This is a genomic window from Escherichia sp. MOD1-EC5950, from assembly GCF_002965345.1.
In the GTDB taxonomy this organism is placed as follows: domain Bacteria; phylum Pseudomonadota; class Gammaproteobacteria; order Enterobacterales; family Enterobacteriaceae; genus Escherichia; species Escherichia marmotae.
This window is the reverse complement of the sequence record NZ_PTSR01000086.1, coordinates 1-1,488: the sequence shown is the minus strand read 5'-3', so window position 1 is coordinate 1,488 and position 1,488 is coordinate 1. Positions and strand designations below refer to the sequence as shown.

The 1,488-nt window shown below is 44.6% G+C and carries 3 protein-coding genes; all 3 read right to left on the bottom strand.

All coding sequences use genetic code 11. From position 1 onward, the window contains the following. On the bottom strand, positions 1–264 hold a 264-nt coding region (locus BEA93_RS24280), incomplete at its 3' end, for a DUF2726 domain-containing protein (protein ID WP_236942096.1). Positions 265–405: 141 nt separating this feature from the next. Beyond that, a complete protein-coding gene (locus BEA93_RS24275) occupies positions 406–1,098 on the bottom strand; it encodes a hypothetical protein (RefSeq protein WP_021555347.1) in 693 nt (230 codons plus the stop codon). Positions 1,099–1,225: 127 nt separating this feature from the next. Further along, positions 1,226–1,488 (bottom strand): complement resistance protein TraT (gene traT, locus BEA93_RS24270; protein ID WP_236942907.1); only part of this gene is annotated, 263 nt, incomplete at its 5' end.

The window sequence follows — 1,488 nt, the reverse complement described above, 5'->3', positions numbered from 1 at the left end:
ATCCCGGCGCTGACGTTCCGGGCGCAGATGAGAGCGATCATCCAGTTCGATAATGGCCCTGACAGTGAAATCCTGCTGATCCACAACCACATAATCACAGTGCCATTGCGAAATCTGCCGGAATAACCTTCTGTTCTCTGCCTCAGAGAACCCGGGGCAAACCTGAACCACATCAACCAGACGAACCTGCGCCATCACCAGCAAAGGGTATCCCGCCAGCGCGCGGCAGAGTTCACGAAAAAATTCACGTTCGCGCGCAGTCATAAAATGCTTTGACTGATAACAACGATGTTTTTTTAAAAGCCGGTCAATGTATTTCTGATTCCCTGTATATTTCTTCGTTCTTCCGGGAAGGATCAGGATAAGCAGTATTACTGCCAGAAAAACAACATACTCCATTTATTATCAGTCTCCATTCATATTCCACGTATATCCCTCTCCCCGGAAAATATGCCCTCCGGCACGATAGCCGCAGTTCATCATGTGCAATGCTCTTTCAATTAATCCAATGACAAACTGAATATCTTTTCCGCTTTTATACTGAATTTGCAGACACAGGCGCTGATGTGTTTCCGGGCCGCCAGATTCTTTTGGTCGAAAAAAATATCCGCCTTCCGGGTTGATTCTTCCTGAAAGTATTTCGCCGGATTTTTCATCCAGGCAGGCAGAATGCAATGCCCAGGTCACATTATCCTCCTGAATCCCGTCAATACGGCTTATTCCCGGCATCCAGACCAGCTGTTGCCCATGCTGACGAATGATATCCCCGATCTGCTGACAAAGCTGTAACAATGGTAACGTATCCGGAGCCACAACAACGAGAGTAAGGAGATGGTACTCTTTTCGCGTTGAAAGACACGCAGAATAGTCATAACACTCAACAGCGTGATTTTCTTTATTTCTCCGAAAAAAGAACCAGGCAATTATCATTACCAGAATAAAAAAACATAAAACGGTCATTATACCAATATTATCATTAATGAAATCGACAAGGTTATATGCGGGTTTATTGATATATTGTATGTGCGTGGTTGGTATTGGTGCTTCATGAATATATTCTGGCGGTGCAACAAGTTTATCTTCTACCGGAGTAGCCATAGAAACTCCATTATGTGAACAGGTCAGACACTGCGAAAAGAGAAATTATTTTTTCGCTGTTGAATAAGATTTTGTGAAATGTCAGTAAAGGCATTCCCGCTGGCGGATTCAGCGGGAATTAGGAAAATTACAGGATATTGGCAATAGATTTTGCTAACTGATCTTCAAGAACCGGTTTGGCTTCTTCAAATTTCAGGTTAACTTTGTTGGCACTGGACACAATACGCGTCTGATATTTATGCTGGTTACCTGTTTCACTGCTGGTCTGCACTTTATAACCCGACGTTCCCTGCTTCAGCGCAGCCACATTGTCAGTCGTCACCTGCGCGGAAGTGCGCTCTGCGATCTGCACATCAGTTACCATGGTGTAGTTGATATCTTCCACCATCG